Origin of the sequence: Streptomyces sp. NPDC051136 (genome assembly GCF_044455745.1) — a bacterium.
In the GTDB taxonomy this organism is placed as follows: Bacteria; Actinomycetota; Actinomycetes; order Streptomycetales; family Streptomycetaceae; genus Streptomyces.
The window spans coordinates 285,360-300,909 of the sequence record NZ_JBITFE010000006.1 but is presented as its reverse complement, the minus strand read 5'-3'; the positions used below and the strand labels follow the sequence as shown (position 1 = coordinate 300,909).

The window sequence follows — 15,550 nt, the reverse complement described above, 5'->3', positions numbered from 1 at the left end:
GGTGGTCGGGTGGTCGGGTGGTTGGCGGGTCGGCCGGTCGGGCGGTGGGCCGGGCCGGTGGCCCGGCGGGGCTTCACTCGGCGAAGACCGTCACCGAGTCCTCGGCCGCGTGCTTCGGCTCCAGCTCCTCGGCCTCGTGGGTGAGCGCGCGGCGCCGTACGCCGACCACGACCGCGCCGAGCACGGCGGTCACCGCCGCCACCACGAACGGGATGTGGACGTCGGTCCACTCCTCGATCTTCGGTGCGAAGTAGGGCGCGGCCGCCGCGGCGAACCAGCGCACGAAGTTGTAGCCCGCGCTCGCCACCGGGCGCGGCGCGTCCGAGACTCCGAGGGCCAGCTCGGTGTAGACGGTGTTGTTCACGCCGATGAACGCGCCGGACAGGATCGTGCAGACGATCGCGGTGGTGTGGTTGCCGTAGCCGAGGACCAGGACGTCGGCCGCGAGCAGCACCAGCGAGCCGCCTAGCACCTTCAGCGAGCCGAAGCGCTTCTGCATGCGCGGTGCCACCAGCACCGAGAAGACGGCGAGCAGCACACCCCAGGCGAAGAACACGGCACCGGACTTGTACGGCGTCATGTTCAGCACGAAGGGGGTGAAGGCCAGCACGGTGAAGAACGTGTAGTTGTAGAAGAACGCCGAGACCGCGGCGGAGGCGAGGCCGCCGTGACCCAGCGCCCTGATCGGGTCGAGCAGCGAGGTCTTGCGGGCCGGCTTGGGCTGTTCCTTCAGGAACACCGAGATGCACAGGAAGCCGATCGCCATCAGGAAGGCCGTGCCGAAGAACGGGTAGCGCCAGCTGGCGTCGCCGAGCAGTGCGCCCAGCAGCGGGCCGCAGGCCATGCCGAGGCCGAGGGCCGACTCGTAGAGCAGGATCGCCGCGGCGCTGCCGCCGGCCGCCGCGCCGACGATCACCGCGAGGGCCGTCGAGACGAACAGCGCGTTGCCGAGACCCCAGCCGGCCCGGTAGCCCACGAGCTGGCCGACGGTGTCGGAGGTGCCGGCGAGGCCCGCGAAGACCACCACGAAGGCGAGGCCGAGCAGCAGCGTCTTGCGGCCGCCGATGCGGCTGGAGACGAAGCCGGTGACCAGCATCGCCAGCGCGGTGATGAGGAAGTACGAGGTGAACAGGAGGGAGACCTGGCCGGCGCTCGCGTCCAGGCCCTTGGCGATGGACGGCAGGATCGGGTCGACGAGCCCGATGCCCATGAAGGCCACGACGGACGCGCCCGCGGTCGCCCACACGGCCTTGGGCTGCCGCAGGATGCCGCCCGCACCCGCGTCGAAGGTGTCCATGCTTGCTCTCCAATACCGACGAGACGGTGCCAGATGGTTGGCGTTTACACATAGTAAGTTAGCTGTGCTAATTAATGCAAACTACATCTAACTCGTCGGGATCCGGCCCGGTCGGCGCACCCGCCACCGGATGGGTGATCGTCCTTGACGTGGGGGAGTGAGGGTAGGACCGTGGGGCTCTATGAGGGGCGAACCCAGTTGCCCGAAGTGTGGTGGCCGGGTCAGGGCTCCCGGCCTCTTCGCCGATTCCTGGCAGTGCGACCTGCACGGCACCGTGCACCCGCTGCAGCCCGTGCTTCCGCCCAGCGTCGAGGCGCTCGGCGTCGTGGTGCACCGCACCCGGGTGCCGGTCTGGATGCCCTGGCCGCTGCCGGTGGGCTGGCTGTTCACCGGCGTCGCCTGTGCGGGTGACGACCGCAGCGGGGGCAGGGCCACCGCCGTCGCCTGCTCCGGACCCGGTCCGCTCGGCGGCATAGGCGAGCTGATCCTGATCGCCGAGGAGCTGGGCGTCGGCCTCGGCGCGCGGTACGCGGGCCTCGACGCCCCCGACCCCGGGCCGTACATGGACGTCGAGAAGCCGCCCCAGGCCAAGGTTCTGGCGGCGGGCCGCCCCACCCCGCTCTGGCACGTCTCCGGCGGCCCCGTCGACCGCGCCGTCTTCGCCGGGGAGGCCCTGGGGATGTGGCTGTGGGCGGTCGTGTGGCCCGAGCGGTCGGGGCTGCTGATGTACGAGGAGCTGGTGCTGACCGACCTGCGGGACGCGGGCGCCGAGGTCGACCTGGTGCCCTGCGGGGCCCTGTCGCCGCGGCTGATCGAGCCGACGGCGCGGTGATCGCGCGGGGTGCCGTGCGGGTGCGGGCGTCCGTGCCCGCGGAGAGGCGCCGCTGCGGGCGTCGGGGTGCGTAGGGGGCGCAGGGGCGTTGCGGGTGTGACGGTGGCGGGTCGAGTTCCGGTTATCCTTGAGCGTCCCCGTCCGCCCCGTCACCGCCTGGAGTCAGCGTCGTGCGCATCGATCTGCACACCCACTCCACCGCGTCCGACGGCACGGACACCCCGGCCCAGCTCGTGCGCAAGGCCGCCGCGACCGGACTCGACGTCGTCGCGCTGACCGACCACGACACCACCCGCGGCCACACCGAGGCCGTCGCCGCGCTGCCCGAGGGCCTCACCCTCGTGACCGGCGCCGAGCTCTCCTGCCGCCTCGACGGCATCAGCATGCACATGCTGGCCTACCTCTTCGATCCCGAGGAGCCCGCCCTGCTCGCCGAGCGGGAGCTGGTCCGGGACGACCGCGTGCCGCGGGCCCGCGCCATGGTCGCCCGGCTCAACGAGCTGGGGGTGCCCGTCACCTGGGAGCAGGTCGCCAGGATCGCCGGTGAGGGCTCGGTCGGCCGTCCGCACGTGGCCTCGGCACTCGTGGAACTAGGCGTCGTGCCGAGCGTGAACGACGCCTTCACCTCCCAGTGGCTGGCCGACGGCGGCCGCGCCCACGTGGCGAAGCACGAGACCGACCCCTTCGAGGCGCTCCGGCTGATCAAGGGTGCGGGCGGCGTCGCCGTGTTCGCCCACCCGGCCGCCGCCAAGCGGGGCCGTACGGTGCCCGAGAGCGCGATCGCCGACCTGGCGGCTGCAGGCCTCGACGGCATCGAGGTCGACCACATGGACCACGACGAGCGGACGCGGGCCCGGCTGCGCGGGACGGCGAAGGAGCTGGGGCTCCTGGTGACCGGCTCCAGCGACTACCACGGCAGCCGGAAGACCTGTGTGCTCGGCGAGTACACGACCGACCCCGAGGTGTACGGGGAGATCACGCGACGGGCGTTCGGGGCGTTCCCCGTGCCGGGAGCCGGCGGGGCCTGAGCCTCACCTCCCACGCGACCTCCCTCCATCCTCCCCTCTTTCGCAAGGCCAGTGGCTCACCCATGTTCGACGTCGCCGTCTTCGGCTCCCTCTTCCTGACCCTTTTCGTCATCATGGATCCCCCCGGGATCACCCCGATCTTCCTCGCGCTGACCGCCGGCCGCCCCGCCAAGGTGCAGCGGCGGATGGCCTTCCAGGCCGTCTGCGTCGCCGGCGGCGTGATCACGGTGTTCGGTCTGCTCGGGCACCAGATCCTGGACTACCTGCACGTCTCCGTGCCCGCCCTGATGATCGCGGGCGGGCTGTTGCTCCTGCTGATCGCCCTCGACCTGCTCACCGGCAAGACGGACGAGCCCAAGCAGACCAAGGACGTCAACGTCGCACTCGTACCCCTGGGCATGCCGCTGCTGGCCGGGCCCGGGGCGATCGTGTCGGTCATCCTGGCCGTGCAGAAGGCGCACAGCGTCACCACGCAGGTCTCGGTGTGGGCCGCGATCCTCGCCATCCACGTGGTGCTGTGGCTGGTGATGCGCTACTCGCTGCTGATCATCCGGGTCATCAAGGACGGCGGCGTGGTCCTGGTGACCCGCCTCGCCGGCATGATGCTCTCCGCGATCGCGGTGCAGCAGATCATCAACGGCGTCACCCAGGTCGTCCAGGGCGCGTGACACGAGCGGCGGGGCCCCCGCACGGTTCGTTCCGTGCGGGGGCCCCGGCGTGTGTGAAGGGTCCGCGTTACAAGGCCGAGGTGTCGGCGGGGCGGATCCACAGGCGCTGCCCCACGGCAGCGGCCTGCTGAACGATACGGTTCACGGAGGCGGCGTCCACGACAGTCGTGTCCACGGGGGTCCCGTCGACGTCGTCGAGTCGCATGACTTCAAAGCGCATGGCCTCTCCCTTGATCTGGTCATCCTCCTGCGGAGAACTACTGGTGTGGCTCCTGGGTCGTCGGTGCCCGGGCTTCCGTAGTGGTCAACGGGATGCCCTGTGCAAACATTCCCTACGCTAAGGAAATTTTTCGCACGACTAATTACTGACAAGTAAGCCGCTTGTTACGGGTCCCGGGGACCCGGGGGTGGGGCGAGGCCGGGCGCGAGGAGCCGGGACGGGACGGGGCCGTCCGGACAAGACTGACGGGGACCGGTTGTGTTCGTAGCGTGACCGCCGGGACAATGGACGCGATGAACGACGACCTCGCGCCCCTGAACGCTCGTATCGATCGCACGAACGAGCTGCTCCAGCGCATGCTCGCCGAGGTGGCGAAGACACCCTCGACCCACGCGATCTTCGTCGACGCCGGCTACCTGTACGCGGCGGCGGGGCGACTGGTGGCCGGGACCGAGGACCGCCGGGCCTTCGACCTGGACGCCGAGGGACTGATCGAGGCGCTCATCGACAAGGCCCGCACCATCTTCGCGGACAGCCGCCTGCTGCGCGTCTACTGGTACGACGGCGCCCGTCGCCGCATCCACACCGCCGAGCAGCAGTCCATCGCCGAGCTGCCGGACGTCAAGGTGCGCCTGGGCAACCTGAACGCCAACAACCAGCAGAAGGGCGTCGACTCCCTCATCCGCTCCGACCTGGAGTCCCTCGCCCGGCACCGCGCCATCAGCGACGCCGCCCTGCTCGGCGGCGACGAGGACCTCGTGTCCGCGGTCGAGGCGGCCCAGGGGTACGGTGCCCGCGTCCACCTGTGGGGCATCGAGGCCCCCGAGGGCCGCAACCAGGCCGAGGCGCTGCTCTGGGAGGTCGACAGCCAGCGCACCCTCGACCTGGACTTCTTCAAGCCGTACGTCTCCCGGCGCACGGTCCCCACCGCCGAGGCGGCCGGCGGCCTGCGCCCCCTCCGCGAGGACGTCCGCTTCGTGGGAGCGCAGATCGCCGCGAAGTGGCTGTCGGCGCGGGGGCGCGAATCCCTGGTGGAACTGCTCCCCGGCCATCCCTACCTCCCCGGCTCCGTGGACCAGGACCTGCTCGTGGAGGCCGAGGGGCTGCTCCAGTACTCGCTGCGCGGCCAGGCAGACCTGCGGCGGGCGCTGCGCGACGGCTTCTGGGAGCACCTGCGGGCGCAGTACTAGGACCGGCCCGGCGGGTCGTCCGGCGGCGGCAGTGGCGGCGGCAGTGGCGGCGAGGCCGGGTCCAGGTCGTCCCAGAAGTCGGCGAGGGCCCGGGCGGTCGGCAGCGGCCGGTCGGTGTTGGGGGAGTGCTCGGCGCCCGCGACGACCGTCCGGCGCGCGTCCAGCCGCAGGGCCATCTCGTCCAGCAGGGGCACGGGCCAGGTGTCGTCGTAGGCGCCCGACAGCACGTGGTACGGCAGCGGCACCGCGGCGAGCTCGGCGACGCGGTCCGGCTCGGTGCACAGCTGGCGTCCGGTGGCGAGCAGCTGGGCCGGCCTGGTGCCCAGCCAGCGGTCGCGCAGCCGGGCCGGCTCCTCCGGGCCGTGGGCGGGGGCCGGTGCACCGGCCTCCTCCGGCGGACCCATGGCCTGCATCACCTTCCAGACCTGAGCCATCGTCATGGTGTCGAGCGCGTCCCGCAGCAGCTTCACCCGCTGCCGCTGCGACTCGGAGATCCGCGCCGGACCCGAGGACATCAGAGTGAGCGACCGGAACGGCGCGTGGTCGAGCAGGACGGCGGCCCGTGCGATCTGCCCTCCCAGGGAGTGCCCGAGCAGGTGCACGCGCGTCCCGAGGGCGGCGACCTGCGCGAGCACGTCCCGGGCCAACTCGGGCCGCGCGTACGGCCCTTCGTCGTGCTCGGGTCCGTCCGACTCGTACTGCCCCCGCCCGTCGACGGCGACGGTGCGGTAGCCGCACTCCCCGAGCGGCCGGTGCAGCAGGGTGAAGTCCTCCTTGCTCCCCGTGAACCCGGGCAGCATCAGCACCACGCCCCTCGGCGCGACACCGTCGGCCACGGGCGAGTCGACGACGGCGAACTCGCCGCGGGCGGTGCGCAGCCGGTACGCGCGAGCGTCCGGGGGCGGGCTGAAGGCGGCGTTCCTGCTCACGGGCAGAGGCTATCGGGCGGAGGCCGCCGGGCGGGGGTGCGGGTACGGCGACGCCGCCGGGGCGGGGGTGCGGGTACGGCGACGCCGCCGGCCCGGTCCCGCGTGGTGGGCGGGACCGGGCCGGCGGTCTGGGTCGAGCGGTGCGGGTCAGCTCTCGCCGGCCTCCGCGGGCTGCGCGACGGCGGCGGCCGTCTTGCGGGTGCGGCGGGCCTTCGGCTTCGCCTCCGCCGGGTCGGCGGCCTCGGCGGGCGCCTCCGCGGCAGCCGCGACCTTGCGGGTCCGGCGCCGCGGTGCGGCCTCCGGCTCCTGCGAGGTCTGGGCCGGAATCCCGGCGGCGGTCTCCGCCTCGGCGGCGGCCGTCTTGCGGGTGCGGCGGGTCTTGGGCTTGGCCTCGGTGCCCTCGGCGGTGTCGGCGGCGGTCTCCGCGGCCGTCTCCGTGACGGCTGCTGCCTTGGCGGCCGCCGTCTTGCGCGTGCGCCGCGGCTTCGCCTCGACCGGGGCTTCCGCTTCGGGAGCCTGAACGGCCGGTTCCGCGGTCTTGCGGGTGCGGCGGGTCTTGGGCTTGGCCTCGGTGCCCTCGGCGGTGTCGGCGGCGGCCTCCGCGGCGGTCTCCGTGACCGCTGCCGCCTTGGCGGCCGCCGTCTTGCGGGTGCGGCGCGGCTTGGCCTCGGCCGCCTCCGGAGCCGCCGTCTGCGCCGGGATGTCGGCCGCGGCCTCGGTGGCCCCGGTCGTCTCGGCCGACTGCGCGGTCTTGCGGGTGCGGCGGGCCTTGGGCTTGGCCTCGGTGCCCTCGGCGGTGTCGGCGGCGGCCTCCGCGGCGGTCTCCGTGACCGCTGTCGCCTTGGCGGCCGCCGTCTTGCGGGTGCGGCGCGGCTTGGCCTCGGCCGCCTCCGGAGCCGTAGCGGCCTCGGGCTCGGCGGTGGCCGCCTTGCGGGTACGCCGACGCGGCTTGGTCTCGGCCGGCTCGGCCTGCTCCGACACGGCCCCGGCCGCGCCCTCGGCGGTGTCGACCGCCGTCTCGGCGGCCGTGGCCTTGCGGGTGCGGCGGCGCGGCTTCTCGGCGGCCGGCGCCTCGGTTGCCACCGGGGCCTCGACGACCGCCGGGACTTCCACGACCGGGGCCTCGGTGGCCACCGGAGCGGCGTCCAGCGGAGCGGCCGGGGTCTCGGCCGACTTGCGGGTGCGGCGGCGGCGCGGCTTCGCCGGGGTCTCCACGACCTCGGCGGCCTGCGCGACCTCGGTGACCGCGGCCCCGGAGGGCGCCGGAGCGGTGTCCTCGGCGGCGGGGGACGTCGTGACCGTCTCCGGGTGACGTGCAGCCTCGCCGCCCCGCGTACGGCGCCGGCGGCGCAGGGTGCGGGGGCCCTGGGCGGCGTCGGTGCCCGCGTCCGCGGCGCTGTCCGCACCGCCGGTCACGGTCTGAGCCGCGGGGCTCGCGACGGTCTCCGCGTCCACCGGAGCACCGCCACGCATCCGACGGCGGCGGCGCGGCGTCGTACGGGACGAACGGTCGCGGTCACCGGCACGCGAGTCGTCGCGGCCCTGTCCACCCCGGCCGCCTCGGTCACCGCGCCCGCGGCCACCGCGGCCGCCCGGCTCGCCCAGGTCCTCGAGCTCCTCCGCGTCGAGCCCGGCGCGGGTGCGCTCCGAGCGCGGCAGGACGCCCTTGGTGCCCTCGGGGATGCCGAGGTCGGTGTAGAAGTGCGGGGAGGTGGAGTAGGTCTCCGCCGGGTCGTTGAAGCCCAGCTCCAGCGCCTTGTTGATCAGCTGCCAGCGCGGGATGTCGTCCCAGTCGACCAGCGTGATCGCCGTACCCTTCGCGCCCGCGCGGCCGGTGCGGCCGATGCGGTGCAGGTACGTCTTCTCCTCTTCGGGCGACTGGTAGTTGATGACGTGCGTCACGCCCTCGACGTCGATGCCGCGGGCGGCGACGTCGGTGCAGACGAGCACGTCCACCTTGCCGTTGCGGAAGGCGCGCAGGGCCTGCTCGCGGGCGCCCTGGCCGAGGTCGCCGTGGACCGCGCCGGAGGCGAAGCCGCGCTGCTTGAGCTGGTCCGCCAGGTCGGCCGCGGTGCGCTTGGTGCGGCAGAAGACCATGGCCAGACCGCGGCCCTCGGCCTGCAGTATGCGGGCCACCATCTCGGGCTTGTCCATGTTGTGCGCGCGGTAGACGAACTGCTTGGTGTTCGCGACCGTCGCGCCCGCGTCGTCCGGCGAGGTGGCGGAGATGTGCGTCGGCTGCGACATGTAACGGCGGGCCAGTCCGATGACCGCGCCCGGCATGGTCGCCGAGAACAGCATGGTCTGGCGCCTGGCCGGCAGCATGTTGATGATCTTCTCGACGTCGGGCAGGAAGCCCAGGTCGAGCATCTCGTCGGCCTCGTCGAGGACCAGGCTCTTGATGTGCTTCAGGCTCAGCTTCTTCTGGCCCGCGAGGTCGAGCAGGCGGCCCGGGGTGCCGACGATCACGTCGACGCCCTTCTTGAGGGCCTCCACCTGCGGCTCGTACGCCCGGCCGCCGTAGATCGCGAGAACGCGCACGTTGCGGACCTTGCCGGCGGTCAGGAGGTCGTTGGTGACCTGCTGGCACAGCTCGCGCGTCGGGACGACGACGAGGGCCTGGGGGGCGTCGGTCAGGGCCTCGGGAGCGGCGCGGCCCGCCTCGACGTCGGCGGGGACGGTGACGCGCTCGAGGAGCGGAAGGCCGAAGCCCAGCGTCTTGCCGGTGCCGGTCTTCGCCTGGCCGATGACGTCCTTGCCCGAAAGGGCTACGGGGAGCGTCATCTCCTGGATGGGGAAGGCGGTGGTGATGCCGACGGCTTCGAGGGCTTCGGCGGTCTCGGGGAGGATCCCGAGGGATCGGAACGTCGTAGTCAGGGTGCTGCCTCTTCTGTGTACGTGGTGCGAGGCGAGCGCGCGGGTCGTGCCGGACTGTGTCGGGGACGTCGGCTGCCTTACGGACTGAGCCGTAGGACACGGGACCTCTGTCGACGCTCCAGCGCTCGTACCACTGAGGGTCCCCCTCCGGTCTCCGTACGCAGCGTGGCGTACGGCGGGAGGGCTGTCGGGTCGGAGCCGATCGGGCCACCGACCGGGCATCCTCATGCGTGCGGCCCGACGACGATGTCACGTACCCGTACGTCACATACTCGGCAGGCGCATTACCACCATACCCCGGATTCGCGCACACGCGATGGCCGATTTGCTCACGTAGTCGTCGTCACACTGACTGACCAGGGCCTTACCACCCCCGAAGGGGCCGCTATTGTGCGCTGCATGACGAGCTCTGACAAGCCTGGCACCGCCGCAGACGCACCCGCCGAGACCGCAGGAACGGCCGGTACCGCCGGGGCCACCCCGGTCGCCGCCCGCGACTGGGCGTCGGCCGCGGCCGACCCGCAGTACCGCGCCGCGGTCGTGGACCTGCTCGGCGCGCTCGCGTACGGCGAGCTGGCGGCGTTCGAGCGGCTCGCCGAGGACGCCAAGCTGGCACCCACGCTGGCGGACAAGGCGGAGCTGGCGAAGATGGCGTCGGCGGAGTTCCACCACTTCGAGCGGCTGCGCGACCGGCTGGCCGAGATCGGCGAGGAGCCCACGGGCGCCATGGAGCCGTTCGTGGCGGCCTACGACGGATTCCACAAGCAGACGGACCCCTCGGACTGGCTGGAGGGCCTCGTCAAGGCCTACGTCGGCGACTCCATCGCCAGCGACTTCTACCGCGAGGTCGCCGCCCGCCTCGACACGGACACCCGCGAGCTGGTCCTCGCCGTGCTCGACGACACCGGACACGCCGGCTTCGCCGTGGAGAAGGTGCGCGCGGCGATCGACGCCGACCCGCGCGTGGGCGGGCGGCTCGCGCTGTGGGCGCGGCGGCTGATGGGGGAGGCCCTCTCGCAGTCCCAGCGGGTGGTGGCCGACCGGGACGCGCTGTCGACGATGCTGGTGGGCGGGGTCGCGGACGGCTTCGACCTGGCAGAGGTCGGCAAGATGTTCTCCCGGATCACCGAGGCGCACACGAAGCGGATGGCGGCGCTGGGCCTGGCCGCCTGACCCGCTCGGCACGGGTGCGGGCGCCGGCGCGGGTACGGCGGCTGCCCTCAGGCGGTCGCCGAGCTGCGGCGCAGCCGTCCGGCGGGGCGCAGCAGCAGCGACAGCGAGGCCGCGGAGAGCGTCGCCGCGCCCAGGAGCACCAGCACGAACCCTCCGGCGCCCAGCGCGGTGTGCGTGACGAACGCCCCGAAGAGGGCCCCGGCGATCCCGGTCGGCAGGACCAGGAGGGGGGCGGGCAGACGGTGGGGCAGACGGTGCGCGGCGGCCCATGCCAGGGCGAGGCCGAGGATCGCGGCGCTGAGCGCTTCCAAGAGCATGTCTGGGTCCCTCCCACGTGGCCGGCCTGCCCCAAACGGTCACAGCCGACATACCCCTGACCTGCGGAATGCAACCCTCCCCCTGTGGGTGAACTGTGCTCCGCCCGTGAACGGCGAAGTGGGGGGAACGGGGTTACGGGGCCAGGGTGATGGGAACGGGGCGACGGAGACGAGGCGGCGGGAACCGGCGACGGAGACGGGGCCGCGGAAACCGGCGGAGACGAGGCGGCGGAAACAGGGCGGGGCCCGGCGGAGATCCTCCGCCGGGCCCCGCCCGTCACTCGTGCTGCTCGTCCGTCGCCCGCGTCCGCCGGCTACAGCGCGCCGAAGCCCACCTTGCGCGGAGCCGGCTCGCCGATCTCGATGTAGGCGAGACGGTCGGCCGGCACCAGGACCTTGCGGCCGTGTTCGTCCACGAGGCTCAGCAGCTGCGACTTGCCCGCCAGTGCCTCACCCACCACGCGCTCGACCTCCTCGGCGCTCTGACCGCTCTCCAGAACGATCTCGCGGGGCGCGTGCTGCACGCCGATCTTGACCTCCACGGCTATGTCCCTCCGACGGTCAGTAAATGCGCGACCTTCCGCGCCGTACCAGCACACATTAGCCCGGTGAGGGGACGTACACGCTGCGTCCGAGAACGCCAGGAGCGAACAGCCGACGGGAACAGGCTCAGTGGGAGTCGGTGCCGTGCAGCGGGAAGCCGGCGATGCCCCGCCAGGCCAGCGAGGTCAGCAGCTGGACCGCCTGGTCGCGCGGGACGCTGCGGTCGCTGTGCAGCCAGGAACGCGCCACCACCTGCGCGAGGCCGCCCAGACCGGAGGCCAGCAGCATCGACTCCGCGCGGGAGAGGCCGGTGTCCTCGGCGATGACGTCGCAGATCGCCTCCGCGCACTCGTTCGTGACCTTGTCCACGCGCTCGCGCACGGCGGGCTCGTTGGTCAGGTCCGACTCGAAGACCAGGCGGAAGGCGCCGCCGTCGTCCTCGACGTAGGCGAAGTACGCGTCCATGGTGGCCCGTACGCGCTGCTTGTTGTCGGAGGTCGACGCGAGCGCGCTGCGCACGGACTGGATCAGTGCCTCGCAGTGCTGGTCCAGCAGCGCGAGGTAGAGGTCGAGCTTGCCGGGGAAGTGCTGGTAGAGCACCGGCTTGCTGACACCGGCGCGCTCGGCGATGTCGTCCATCGCGGCCGCGTGGTACCCCTGGGCCACGAACACTTCCTGTGCGGCGCCCAGCAGCTGGTTGCGTCGGGCTCGGCGGGGAAGGCGTGTGCCCCGCGGGCGTACCGCCTCTGTCTGCTCGATGGCTGTCACGCCGCCTCCCATAGTCGTCCTCGTGCGGTGTGCGCCGCGTCGACATCGTACTTTTCGGTAACCGTGGTGTGGGTGCTGCGAGCGCAGAATTTCACGGACCGGACGGCGGCGATAGCCGCACAACAGGTTTCAAAAGGGCTCAGGCCGGGCAAAGATCGACCTCCCTCCTGCTCGGAACTGCGTCTCCGTCGCCCGGTGGCGTCGTGACCCGTGCTCGTCCCGGCAGCCTCGTGTCAGCGGTAGTCGTCCTCGTCGTGCGAGACGACCCGGGCCTGTTCGGCCAGGTCGGCCTCGTTGGCGCGGTCCGGCTCCACGTCCGTCAGCGGCTCGTCGCGCTCCTGCCCGATGTCCGCCCGCTGCTCGGCCGTGTCGGCGTCCGGCGCCTCCACATCGCGTTCCTCCACGTCCCGTGCCTCGTCGGCGAAGGTCTCGGGGTCGGTCGGGTCGACGGTCATGCTGGGCTCCCTTCCTACGAACGTCCCTGGGATGCAGGGGGTCACACGCGGGTGCCCACTTCACGAGCGTAGGAGACACCCGTTCCGGACGCCATGCGTCGCCCGCCCCCGGTCCCGCGCGGACGGCTCCCGCGACACGCCGTGGGCGGCTCCGGCGGTCGTCCCCGACGACCCCGGCGCCCACGGCATCCGTACCCCGCCGGGGCGCCGCCACCGCACCGCCTGTGACTGCGAACACATGAACCCCTGCGTGATCATCTCGTAATATTGCCGCATGCCTTCGACCGAGCCGCCGTCCGTGCCGCCCGCCACCGTGCTGCCGAAGGTCGCGGCCGTCAGGGTCGCGGACGGGGAGCGGCTGCGGACGGTCCACCTCCCGGGCATCACCCTGACGGTGCGGTCGAGGCCGCCCGCCCGCGAAGGACTGCCGCCCGCCCTCTACGTCCACGGTCTCGGCGGCTCCTCGCAGAACTGGTCGGCGCTCATGCCGCTGCTGGACGGTGTCGTCCACAGCGAGGCCCTGGACCTGCCCGGCTTCGGCGACTCCCCGCCGCCGGACGACGGCGACTACTCGATCACCGGCCACGCGCGCGCGGTCGTCCGCCACCTCGACGCGGCCGGGCGCGGCCCCGTGCACCTCTTCGGGAACTCGCTCGGCGGTGCCGTCGTGACCCGTGTCGCCGCGGCGCGGCCCGACCTGGTGCGGACGCTGACCCTCGTCTCGCCCGCGCTGCCGGAGATCCGCGTGCAGCGCAGCGCTGTGCCGACGGGACTGCTGGCGCTGCCGGGCGTGGTGCCGCTGTTCAGCCGGCTCACCCGCGACTGGACCGCCGAGCAGCGGGTCCGCGGTGTCACGGCGCTCTGCCACGGCGACCCGGGCCGGGTGAGCGAGGAAGGCTTCCGCAACGCCGTGGAGGAGATGGAGCGGCGGCTGCGGCTCCCCTACTTCTGGGACGCGATGGCGCGTTCCACCCGCGGACTCGTCAACGCGTACACGGTGGGCGGCCAGCACGGACTGTGGCGACAGGCCGCGCGGGTTCTCGCACCCACGCTCCTGGTCTACGGTGGTCGGGACCAACTCGTCGGTTACCGCATGGCCCAGCGGGCTGCCCGCGCCTTCCGTGACTCCCGGCTGCTGACCCTGCCGGACGCGGGACACGTGGCGATGATGGAGTACCCGGAGGCCGTGGCCACGGCGTTCCGCGAACTCCTCGCTGACACCGTGGACGCCGCGGGCACCGGGAAGCCGGTGGCCGGTGAGAGGGCCGACGGGGCCGTCGACAGCGAGCCCGCCAACCAGACGACAGGAGGCTGAGGCGCGACGTGGGACGCCACAGCCGCCGAGGACCCGCCCCGAAGGCCGACGCCGCGGACACCGCCGCGGCCCGGGACAGCCGCCCGGGGCGGCCGGACCCGCGCCGAGCGGACGGGCCCTCGCAAGGACCGGCAGGGTCCTCAGAGCAGCACGGGCCGCAGGGGTCGCAGGGGCCGCGTGGGTCGCGACAGCAGCAGAACGGGACGGCCGGGTCGCACGTGTCCGATCAGCCGGACTGGCCGCAGCGGGCGCCGGAGGGGGTTCGTGGTGCGGCGCCGGGCGCGGTCCAGGGCGGCCGCCAGGGGTACGCGGCTCCGGGCCCCGGCCAGGGTCAGGGACGAGGTCCGGGTGCGCGGTTCGCGGACGGCACCCCGGCCCACGGATTCCCGCGGATGGCGGACGGCACCCCCGCGCGGGGCGTCCCGAGGGTCACCGACGGCACCCCTGCCCACGGCGTGCCCAGGTACTCCGACGGCACCCCGGCCCACGGTGTGCCGGAGGTCCGGGGCGGCCACCCCGAGCAGCGGGAACCGGGTGGAGGCTGGGGCGAGCCGAGCAGGCGGCCCGGTGCCGGAGCCGGACCCGCGGCCGGACCGCGCACCGGCGCCCCCGCGTCCTCCGCGCCGGCCTCGCCCTCCGGGGCGTCCGCACCGTCCGTGCCCTTCCCGCGGCAGCGGCGTGGGCCCCAGGCCGGACCGCGCCAGGACTACCTGGACGCCTTCGAGGCGGACGACGACCTCTTCGCCGCCCGCCCCCCGCGCCGTGCCTCCGACGCGGGCCGGTCTGCCGACCCGTACGCCTCCGTCACCGACTGGAGCGCCGCCGACGGTGCCGCCGCCGGGAACGGCGGCGGTGGTGGCGGCGTCGACGCGGACGACCGGGCGCCCGCGGGTGAGCCCGCGCCGGCCAAGGGCGCGAAGGGGCGGACCTTCACGGGGATCGCGGCGGCCGCCGTCACCACCGTGCTCGCCGTCGTCGTGGCCGGGCAGGTGGCCGACGGGTCGGACGGGTCGGGCCTTCGCGCGCAGGCCGCCACCGACCAGGCCAGGGACACCCACTCCGCCTCGCGGGACGACGTACGGCCGCCCGCCGCGTCCGACGCCGCGGCGCCGCTGACGTACGCACAGAAGATGGGGAAGACGTACCCGATGAAGGCCACGCTCAAGGCCTCGGGGAAGTTCGACGCGGTCCCGGGCGCCGCCAAGGGGCCGGGGAAGGGGCAGAAGTACACCTACCGGGTGGACGTGGAGCAGGGGCTCGGTCTCGACGGCGCACTCTTCGCCGAGGCCGTGCAGAAGACGCTCAACGACGACCGGAGCTGGGCGCACGACGGCGCGCGCAGCTTCGAGCGTATCCACTCGGGACAGCCCGACTTCGTCATCACGCTGGCCAGCCCCGGCACCACCGCGGAGTGGTGCGCCATGTCCGGCCTGGACACCACCGAGGACAACGTGTCCTGCGACTCGGCCGCCACCGACCGCGTGATGATCAACGCCTACCGGTGGGCTCAGGGAGCCGAGCCGTACGGCGACGCCATCCACGCGTACCGGCAGATGCTGATCAACCACGAGGTCGGTCACCGCATCGGCTTCAACCACGTCACCTGTGACAAGGACGGCGAACTCGCCCCGGTCATGCAGCAGCAGACCAAGTTCGTCGACCACGACGGGATCGACTGCCGCCCCAACGCCTGGGCCTTCCCGAACGACTGACCGGACAGGCCGGGCCCGTGCATCGCACAGGGTGACCGCTTGATCCCTTAGCGCGACCGAACGCACGTCGCACGGGAAAGTTACGACCGTTCACCCCTTTTGGTGGGGGGGGGGGGGGGGGGGGGGGGGGGGCGGGCCGGGGCCCCCCCCCCCCCCGGCCCGCGGGGGGGGGGGGGCGGCGCCGCCCGCCCCGCCCCCCGGGCCGGGCGGGGGGGGGGGGGGGGGC

15 protein-coding genes are annotated in these 15,550 nt (G+C 73.4%); 7 read left to right on the top strand and 8 right to left on the bottom strand.

What is annotated here, in order from left to right; all coding sequences use genetic code 11:
- Positions 1-73 precede the first annotated feature (73 nt).
- On the bottom strand, positions 74-1,297 hold the full coding sequence (locus tag ACIBCJ_RS19260; protein WP_365980014.1) for an MFS transporter: 1,224 nt from the start codon (positions 1,295-1,297) through the stop codon (positions 74-76).
- A 181-nt stretch (positions 1,298-1,478) separates the two neighbouring features.
- On the opposite strand from ACIBCJ_RS19260, the gene ACIBCJ_RS19255 reads away from it, so the two are divergent.
- The 3 genes from ACIBCJ_RS19255 to ACIBCJ_RS19245 all read left to right on the top strand — a co-directional run bounded on the left by ACIBCJ_RS19255 (position 1,479) and on the right by ACIBCJ_RS19245 (position 3,825).
- A complete protein-coding gene (locus tag ACIBCJ_RS19255) occupies positions 1,479-2,129 on the top strand; it encodes a DUF6758 family protein (RefSeq protein WP_362104599.1) in 651 nt (216 codons plus the stop codon).
- Positions 2,130-2,299: 170 nt separating this feature from the next.
- Positions 2,300-3,157 carry a PHP domain-containing protein gene (locus ACIBCJ_RS19250; RefSeq protein WP_365980013.1) on the top strand — a complete coding sequence of 286 codons (858 nt, stop codon included), beginning with the start codon at positions 2,300-2,302 and terminating at the stop codon, positions 3,155-3,157.
- A gap of 62 nt (positions 3,158-3,219) precedes the next feature.
- On the top strand, positions 3,220-3,825 hold the full coding sequence (locus ACIBCJ_RS19245) for a MarC family protein (protein ID WP_362104595.1): 606 nt from the start codon (positions 3,220-3,222) through the stop codon (positions 3,823-3,825).
- 67 nt (positions 3,826-3,892) lie between these two features.
- Here ACIBCJ_RS19245 and ACIBCJ_RS19240 read toward each other — a convergent pair whose 3' ends face one another.
- A complete protein-coding gene (locus ACIBCJ_RS19240; protein ID WP_362104593.1) occupies positions 3,893-4,045 on the bottom strand; it encodes a hypothetical protein in 153 nt (50 codons plus the stop codon).
- Positions 4,046-4,338: 293 nt separating this feature from the next.
- On the opposite strand from ACIBCJ_RS19240, the gene ACIBCJ_RS19235 reads away from it, so the two are divergent.
- Positions 4,339-5,235, top strand: a complete 897-nt coding sequence (locus tag ACIBCJ_RS19235) for an NYN domain-containing protein (protein ID WP_362104588.1) — start codon at positions 4,339-4,341, stop codon at positions 5,233-5,235.
- Here the strand turns inward: ACIBCJ_RS19235 and ACIBCJ_RS19230 are convergent.
- Together ACIBCJ_RS19230 and ACIBCJ_RS19225 are read right to left on the bottom strand one after the other, a co-directional pair.
- Positions 5,232-6,164: an alpha/beta hydrolase gene (locus ACIBCJ_RS19230; protein ID WP_365980012.1), complete on the bottom strand. Its 933-nt coding sequence runs from the start codon at positions 6,162-6,164 to the stop codon at positions 5,232-5,234. The two genes, ACIBCJ_RS19235 and ACIBCJ_RS19230, sit on opposite strands and share 4 nt — an antisense overlap.
- Positions 6,165-6,311: 147 nt before the next feature.
- A complete protein-coding gene (locus tag ACIBCJ_RS19225) occupies positions 6,312-8,948 on the bottom strand; it encodes a DEAD/DEAH box helicase (RefSeq protein ID WP_365980011.1) in 2,637 nt (878 codons plus the stop codon).
- A 492-nt stretch (positions 8,949-9,440) separates the two neighbouring features.
- On the opposite strand from ACIBCJ_RS19225, the gene ACIBCJ_RS19220 reads away from it, so the two are divergent.
- Positions 9,441-10,214 carry a ferritin-like domain-containing protein gene (locus tag ACIBCJ_RS19220; RefSeq protein WP_362107970.1) on the top strand — a complete coding sequence of 258 codons (774 nt, stop codon included), beginning with the start codon at positions 9,441-9,443 and terminating at the stop codon, positions 10,212-10,214.
- 47 nt (positions 10,215-10,261) lie between these two features.
- Here ACIBCJ_RS19220 and ACIBCJ_RS19215 read toward each other — a convergent pair whose 3' ends face one another.
- From ACIBCJ_RS19215 to ACIBCJ_RS19200, 4 genes are all read right to left on the bottom strand, one after another.
- Positions 10,262-10,531: a hypothetical protein gene (locus ACIBCJ_RS19215; protein ID WP_362107973.1), complete on the bottom strand. Its 270-nt coding sequence runs from the start codon at positions 10,529-10,531 to the stop codon at positions 10,262-10,264.
- A 314-nt stretch (positions 10,532-10,845) separates the two neighbouring features.
- Complete coding sequence (locus ACIBCJ_RS19210; protein ID WP_115744078.1) at positions 10,846-11,073, bottom strand: DUF3107 domain-containing protein; 228 nt, start codon at positions 11,071-11,073, stop codon at positions 10,846-10,848.
- A gap of 127 nt (positions 11,074-11,200) precedes the next feature.
- Complete coding sequence (locus ACIBCJ_RS19205) at positions 11,201-11,842, bottom strand: TetR/AcrR family transcriptional regulator (RefSeq protein ID WP_133887233.1); 642 nt, start codon at positions 11,840-11,842, stop codon at positions 11,201-11,203.
- A gap of 233 nt (positions 11,843-12,075) precedes the next feature.
- Positions 12,076-12,297 (bottom strand): hypothetical protein, encoded by a 222-nt coding sequence (locus ACIBCJ_RS19200; RefSeq protein ID WP_362107978.1) that lies wholly within the window; start codon positions 12,295-12,297, stop codon positions 12,076-12,078.
- Positions 12,298-12,571: 274 nt separating this feature from the next.
- On the opposite strand from ACIBCJ_RS19200, the gene ACIBCJ_RS19195 reads away from it, so the two are divergent.
- Together ACIBCJ_RS19195 and ACIBCJ_RS19190 are read left to right on the top strand one after the other, a co-directional pair.
- Positions 12,572-13,612, top strand: a complete 1,041-nt coding sequence (locus ACIBCJ_RS19195; protein WP_362107981.1) for an alpha/beta hydrolase — start codon at positions 12,572-12,574, stop codon at positions 13,610-13,612.
- An 8-nt stretch (positions 13,613-13,620) separates the two neighbouring features.
- The gene (locus ACIBCJ_RS19190) at positions 13,621-15,324 is read left to right on the top strand and encodes a DUF3152 domain-containing protein (RefSeq protein WP_365980010.1); all 1,704 of its coding nucleotides are present in this window, start codon (positions 13,621-13,623) and stop codon (positions 15,322-15,324) included.
- Positions 15,325-15,550 lie beyond the last annotated feature (226 nt).